The 6,584-nt window shown below is 44.6% G+C and carries 5 protein-coding genes and 1 pseudogene; 5 read left to right on the forward strand and 1 reads right to left on the reverse strand.

Translation table 11 applies throughout. The features are described 5' to 3' along the window. From ACO5GU_RS04345 to ACO5GU_RS04365, 5 genes are all read left to right on the forward strand, one after another. Positions 1-1,323: a PTS transporter subunit IIC gene (locus tag ACO5GU_RS04345; protein ID WP_313996182.1), complete on the forward strand. Its 1,323-nt coding sequence runs from the start codon at positions 1-3 to the stop codon at positions 1,321-1,323. Positions 1,324-1,345: 22 nt separating this feature from the next. Then, the gene (locus ACO5GU_RS04350; RefSeq protein WP_313996178.1) at positions 1,346-1,621 is read left to right on the forward strand and encodes a PTS sugar transporter subunit IIB; all 276 of its coding nucleotides are present in this window, start codon (positions 1,346-1,348) and stop codon (positions 1,619-1,621) included. 225 nt (positions 1,622-1,846) lie between these two features. Next, positions 1,847-3,031 carry a tyrosine-protein phosphatase gene (locus tag ACO5GU_RS04355; protein WP_484930276.1) on the forward strand — a complete coding sequence of 395 codons (1,185 nt, stop codon included), beginning with the start codon at positions 1,847-1,849 and terminating at the stop codon, positions 3,029-3,031. 156 nt (positions 3,032-3,187) lie between these two features. Beyond that, on the forward strand, positions 3,188-3,733 hold the full coding sequence (locus ACO5GU_RS04360; RefSeq protein ID WP_484809030.1) for a hypothetical protein: 546 nt from the start codon (positions 3,188-3,190) through the stop codon (positions 3,731-3,733). A 212-nt stretch (positions 3,734-3,945) separates the two neighbouring features. Then, positions 3,946-5,271, forward strand: a complete 1,326-nt coding sequence (locus ACO5GU_RS04365) for a PTS sugar transporter subunit IIC (protein WP_484863803.1) — start codon at positions 3,946-3,948, stop codon at positions 5,269-5,271. Between the two features lie 601 nt (positions 5,272-5,872). Here ACO5GU_RS04365 and ACO5GU_RS04370 read toward each other — a convergent pair. Continuing rightward, positions 5,873-6,517 (reverse strand): annotated as a pseudogene (locus ACO5GU_RS04370) (Abi family protein); the annotation flags it as partial. Positions 6,518-6,584 lie beyond the last annotated feature (67 nt).

Below are 6,584 nucleotides of genomic sequence, written 5' to 3' on the forward strand. Positions count from 1 at the left end.
ATGGACATCTTGAACGTTTTTGTATTTCAGCTTTTTACAAATCAAACCATCTTCATGGGTTTGCTTGCGCTTGTGGGTCTTTTACTTCAACGTAAAAAGTTACCACAGGTAATTGATGGCGTTGTTAAGACGGTCATTGGCCTTCTTGTCCTCTCATCTGGTGCAGGAATTATCTTCAGTTCTCTATCTGAGGTAGTTACTGCATTAAATAACAGCCTTGGAGTTGCAGGTACTCTTCCTATTAATGATGCGGCCGGTGCAATGGTTCTCTCCATGGAGGGCTTCAGCAGGAATTCCGTACTAATATTCCTGTTTGCATTCTTGCTTCACCTGGTAATTGTTAAGTTGGTTCCTAATAATAACTTTAAGAATGTGTATCTGACAGCTCATCTTGCACTTTTCCACGCATGCTTCATGGCTATTACGCTTCCAGGAATCCTGAACACCGATGACAGCGTTGTGATTATTGCAGTTGGTTCAATCCTCAACGCACTTTACTATGCACTTTCTCCTGCAATTACCAGAAAGCTTGCAAAGGAGTGGACGCAGGACGCAATTACTCTTGGTTTTATGGATCAGGTAGGTTCCGTTGTTGCTCACTTTGTTGGTAAGTTTGTTGGATCCTCTAACCCAGATGAAGATGCAGATAAGCTGAAGCTTCCTGAGTGGGCATCTATGTTTAGGGACAACACTGTAGTTCTGTTCTTCCTGATGCCAATCATCTTTGTTGGAATGGGCCTTGCTGTTGGTCAGGAGGGTATCGAGGCTCTGTCCGGTACCGGCCCTGAGGCTACTAACTGGATTCTGTGGCTTGTTATTCGAGCTTGGACCTTCTCTGCAGGTATCGTTATCCTGCTTCAGGGTGTCCGTATGTTTGTTGGTTCTATTGTTCCAGCATTTAAGGGTATTTCTGACAAGTTCCTTCCTGGCGCTGTTCCAGCGCTGGACGCTCCAACGTTCTATCCATTCTCGCCAATGGGCGGAATGTTTGGCTTCCTTGGATCTTCAATTGGCGCAATCCTTGTTTGCATTTTGACTATTGTTCTTCATGCTCCAGTTATTGTCTTCCCAAGTCCAATCATCATGTACTTTGACGGTAACGTCATGGGCGTCTTTGGTAACAAAGCTGGTGGATGGAAGGGCGCTCTTGCAGCAGGTCTGGTAACTGGTGCAATTACTTCTGCAGCGGCTATTTTGTTCTATCCATTGACCGGCGTAATGTTTGGCTCTGGCGTAACTTGGTCCAACATTGATTATGCGTTGGTGTGGATGCCTTTGATGTATCTGCTCAAGGCAATTAGAATGCTTGTACTTGGTGCATAACCAGTCACTTTAGGAGTTAATAATGAAACTTGTTGCTGTATGTGGTTTTGGCGTTGGATCTTCAATCATTGCCAAAATGAATATTGAGAGCATCCTTCAGAAGAGGAATAGGGAAGATATTGTTGTTGAGACTATCGACCTTGGTAGCGTTCAAGGCGCCGATGGTGATTACTACGTCACAACCAATGAGCTTTTTGATAACTTCCCTGATGGAATTAAAGAGCGCACTATTGTGCTAAATAACTTCATTGACCTTGTAGCTATTGAAAGCGCGCTAGAAGAGCGAATTGGTCTGTAGACTATTCAACGGTTTTGCTTTCTTAAGGCACTCGTTAATCGGGTGCCTTTTTTGTTCGGCACCACTCTATAACGCCCTTCTCCACCTACCGATAAAACGACACCGTTCATGTGAACCCCATCTGTTTGGACAGGTGGAGTTTCTCGTCAGTCGTATAGTCAAAGTACTATGGGCTTGACATGCGGAATCATGTGTCGCGCAGTATCAGCAGAATCGGGGCGAGAAATGCAAAAGTTACAGAAACGTTTTACAACAGCTTTGAGCGTGTTTATGTCGTTGGTGCTCTCGTTTGCGCTGGTTGGATGCAACGTATTTCCGTTTCTGCAGAACAGTTCTGACCAGCAGACAACGCAGTCGTCAATCACAACGGGGGAAATCGAGGCAATACACGAGCCCAAGTTTGGCGGCAGCTACCTGGATATCACTATCGAAGAGTTTAATAACCTGGGCTTTGAGTATGGCGACAGCGTGGACGTTACGTTTAGCAACGGATACAAGCTCAGCGATATTCCGTACTACAACGGCTATTACACCAAAACTAACGAGCCCCTGGTTGTTGCATATCCGGGCTATCCTTACATCGATGTGTGCGTAAATAATGGCGAGCCTCTATGGGAAATCGCTGGTCTGAAGGCTGGAGATACGGCCACGGTGACGCTCCACGAGAAGCAAAAGTACGCAACGGTTCAGAAGGCCCTGGATGCAACGTACACCAATAATCGCTCTGACTACGCAAGTGACGAGGTCTTTGCCAACTTCCGTCCCATGAAGGGTGGAAATCTTGCCGAGGGCGTGATGTATCGCTCGGCGTCGCCTATTGATAATCAGAATAATCGTGCGCCCTACGCGGCAGATCTTGCCCAGAGGTGTGGCGTGCAGTTTATCTTGGACCTCGCGGACACCAACGAAGAGATTCAGGGTTATTACCAGAATGCGGACTACGATATTACGTGGCACAAAAGCCTGTATGACGCAGGGAATGTTGCGGCTCTTGACCTCAACGCCAATTATCGGGGCGGCCAATATGCTTATCGCCTGGTAGCGGGTCTGCGCGAGATAATTCTGCATAAGGGGCCCTACCTTATTCACTGCACCGAGGGTAAGGATCGCACAGGCTTTGTCTGCGCTCTTCTCGAGGCACTTTGCGGCGCATCCTACGATGAGATGCGCGATGACTACATGATTACCTACGACAACTATTACGGCATTAACGAGAAGGACGACAAGGCTCGTTACGACGCCGTTGTTGACGCGAAGTTCGACGACATCGCCCGCTGCATTGCTGGGGTGCCTACGTACGGTTCGCTCGACGGCGCAGATTACGCAGCCGGAGCTCGCAAGTATCTGACTGACGTAGGCATGACCGAGTGGGAGATCAACAAGCTCATTGAGCGGTTAACGAACAAGTAGCGGGTCGTGGTCGCAGGCGGTCGCGCGGTGGTGGTCGAGGCGGCAGCGATGGCGGTCCGGGTTGCGGCAAGAACTGACAGGTTAGTCGCCTGGCGAGAGGAGTGATCTTCTCGCCAGGTTTTAGATTAGGTTTAAATTAAGGAAGGGAGATTTACAATGACGAGTGCTTTTGTTACCAACATCGCTTTTCCAAAATTTCTAGAGGAGATAATGTTCTATCTCGATGAAGTTGGATGTTTTGATGTTGAAAAAGTTTTAGTCGAAAAACATACAGAATGGACGGCTCCAAAAGATTGTTGTATTGGTGAAGACGTCTACTTCATGTTTTCAAAGACTTCAATCGATACAATCAGACGTTTAAAGTGTCAGCTGAAAAATATTTCAGAAGATGATGAATTATACGAGGCTAAAGAGTTGTTGGCTGTGGGACTTAATAGAGGAGAAATGCTTTATAAAGAATACGGCGGATGTATCTTTGCAAAAGGCGTTGTATCTGGGGATGTGATTGTAGATTCATACGCCGTAGAAAATGATCTTCATTGGAGAAGCAGGTATTTTGCTCCGATTGATGACATGATAGTTTTTGATAAACCAATTCATATCAGCGATTTTAGAGACTTTATTACTATCTCTAGAACTGGTGCGATTACGAAACTTACTCCAGAACAGAATCAACAATTGAAAAATAAATTGAACCTTTAATTGCAATCGAAACTGCGCCTTAAATTTTGTATGGTGCAGTTTCGATTAGATTTTCTTATTTGTAAATTGTGACTTGCATCTCTAACCAACGTATTTCTTGTTAATTTGAAGAACAGCGATAAGGCCCTGTTACAGATGACGATAATTGCTTTTGATATATGATTTGATTTCTCTTTTTACGTCGTTATTTCAAGTGACATACTGGGGACTATATGAATGTAGCGCAAGACCTAGAGAAGAAGCTTATGCCAATGGCAGAGTTGGTGAGTAAGAATAAATATCTTCTTACTATGCGCGACTCTTTTGCCATGCTCATGCCAATCCTTATTATCGGATCAATGTTTACGCTGGTGGGTAACTTGCCAATTCCTGCGTGGGTTGATTTCTTGAAGTCCACTACGATTCAGGGCAAGTCGCTTTTCTCGCTGTTGGTCATTCCTTCTGCCTGCACTGTTTCGCTCATGGCAATATTTTTGTCGTTCGAGATTGGCTACAACTTTGCTGATCAACCTGGTTTAGAGGATCGAGTTTCTGCTGGTATGGTTTCGCTCGTCAGTTGGTTTATTTTGATGCCTCAGGTGACTGAGTTTTTGCCCCAGGGAGCTTCTCAGCCATTTTTGGTGGAGAGCATTCCTCTTGCATGGACCGGCGCGAGGGGTGTGTTTGTAGCGATTATCGTAGGCTTTTTGTCGGTGTCCATTTTTGGATTTGCTATCAAGAATAACTGGGTTATTAGGATGCCGGAGGGCGTTCCTACGTCTGTTTCGCTTGCGTTTAGTGCTCTGGTTCCGATGGCGCTCACGTTTGCCGCAGTGTGGGCTATTAGCGTTTTGTTTGCGCTCACTCCTTGGGGAGATGCGTTTACCTGCATTTATTCGATATTGCAGACTCCGCTGACCATGCTTGGTGGAACCGTGTGGGCTCTGGCGATTGCTTACATCATTCAGGGCATTTTCTGGTTCTTTGGCATTAACGGGTCAAATATTACTAGCCCTATTTTTACGCCGATTTTGACCGCGCTTACGCTGGAAAACCAGGCCGCCTTTGCCGCCAGCACTGCGCTACCCAACATTATCAATCGAGAGTTTGATGCGTTCTTTGCGCTGTTTGGTGGCGGAGGATCAACCCTTTCGCTGTTGATCGTGATATTTTTGTTCTGCAATTCTCGCCGTGCAAAAGACATTGCAAAGATCTCCATTGTGCCTGGTATTTTTGGTATTAACGAGCCCGTCATGTACGGACTGCCGATAGTACTGAACCCCATTATGGCAATTCCTCTGATTTTTACGCCGGTTGTTAACGTTTTAATTGCGTGGTCTGCAATGAGCGCCGGCTTGGTGCCTCTGTGCAACGGTATTATGCTGCCTGGAAGTACCCCTCCTTTGATTTCGGGATTTCTTCTGTGCGGATGGCAGGGCGCTTTACTTCAGCTCGTATTGATTTTGATTGATATGGCAATCTACCTGCCGTTTATTAAGGCTCTGGATATGCAATTTCTCAAGGAGGAAAAGGGAGCTGAGACAGAGTGCGCAGTCTAGGCGCTGCGAAGACATAGTGTGCATTAAAGGCAGCTCTGGGTGGGCTGCCTTTTTCTGTTCGAGGCTTTAGCCTGTTGAGCGCGTGTAACGCGCGAAACACAAAACCACCGGCTATTGAACTGCCTCCCATTTCTTGGACATGAGAAATAGGAGGCAGTTCAAAACACACCTAAGTCGGATAATCTGTTAAAAAGACGTATACATGACGCAGAAAATACCTCAATCATGCAGATTATCGTCATTAGATGTGTAAAATGCCCTCATCTGAGCAGATTATCCGACTTAGGTGTGTTCCGTAGATACAGAATTTATCGATAGTTAAATTTCTTATATAAGTCTATTCATGTTTAAGCATATTAGATAAAGTTTATGCATAGAGATGCATATCAGGTAGTACGACCGCCTAGCTGCCTAGCTATCTTGATTAGGAACATGTCGATTCTTCGGCAGAACCTACCAAAGCTGCGCTATTTTGTGCGCCAGGCCTAAAAGCCGACGCTAACACGCTGCAGAATCATAATCACCCGCATATGAACTGCCTCCCATTTCTTATGTCCAAGAAATGGGAGGTAGTTCATAGGAGGCTCTGTTGGTTGTGGCATTAGCTAGAGATAATGTCATTTAGTATTGATTTCCAATTAGACGGTACTCCCATGACACGATTTCTAATTGCTTCATCTTGAGGAAAATTTTGGAGAATAGATTCTAGTGTTTCGTCATGTTCTAAATTGAAATCTGATATAAGTACTTCAATCATTGTCATAAAACCAAAGATATGCTTTTTATTATTTTCAATTGGTTGCCATTTTTTATTTTGAGGCAATTTTGGTTTTATATCGTAAACACGGTTATACATACGAGCATGATGCGCTGATAAATTCCTAACAACATTTAGACTTTTAAGCCACGATCCGAGTTGTGCTGTAGTTAGGCCACATTTTTCAGACATTGCAATTTGAGCATCATTGGGAGACATTTGATAAAGATGTGACAGCATACCCCAATCCATTATTTCTACGGCGGCCCAGATAGGGAGAATTCCCCCATAATGCTCTTTATGATGTTTGACAAATTGTTCTTTGGAGTCGGAAAGAGCTTTATTGTAACGTTTGATCCATTGGTTGTAATATTTTTTGTTTAGAGCGCAAGTTCCCAATGAGTTTGGTTTTAGATGAATTTGTTCATCGTATTCACCCAGTTCGTGACCAATTAAAGTCCTGAAAGCAATTTCAATTTTTGATAATTGGTTGAATAAATAAGTTACGTCTCAAAAAGTGGTGTAAGGCTATTTCCTTACTACCTTCTAACCTACA

Source organism: Lancefieldella sp. (assembly GCF_057237245.1).

Excerpts from the sequence above, each read along its gene's own strand:
- ACO5GU_RS04350 (WP_313996178.1), top strand. The coding sequence starts at position 1,346 with ATGAAACTTGTTGCTGTATGTGGTTTTGGCGTTGGATCTTCAATCATT.
- ACO5GU_RS04345 (WP_313996182.1), top strand. The coding sequence starts at position 1 with ATGGACATCTTGAACGTTTTTGTATTTCAGCTTTTTACAAATCAAACC.
- ACO5GU_RS04355 (WP_484930276.1), top strand. The coding sequence starts at position 1,847 with ATGCAAAAGTTACAGAAACGTTTTACAACAGCTTTGAGCGTGTTTATG.
- ACO5GU_RS04365 (WP_484863803.1), top strand. The coding sequence starts at position 3,946 with ATGAATGTAGCGCAAGACCTAGAGAAGAAGCTTATGCCAATGGCAGAG.
- ACO5GU_RS04360 (WP_484809030.1), top strand. The coding sequence starts at position 3,188 with ATGACGAGTGCTTTTGTTACCAACATCGCTTTTCCAAAATTTCTAGAG.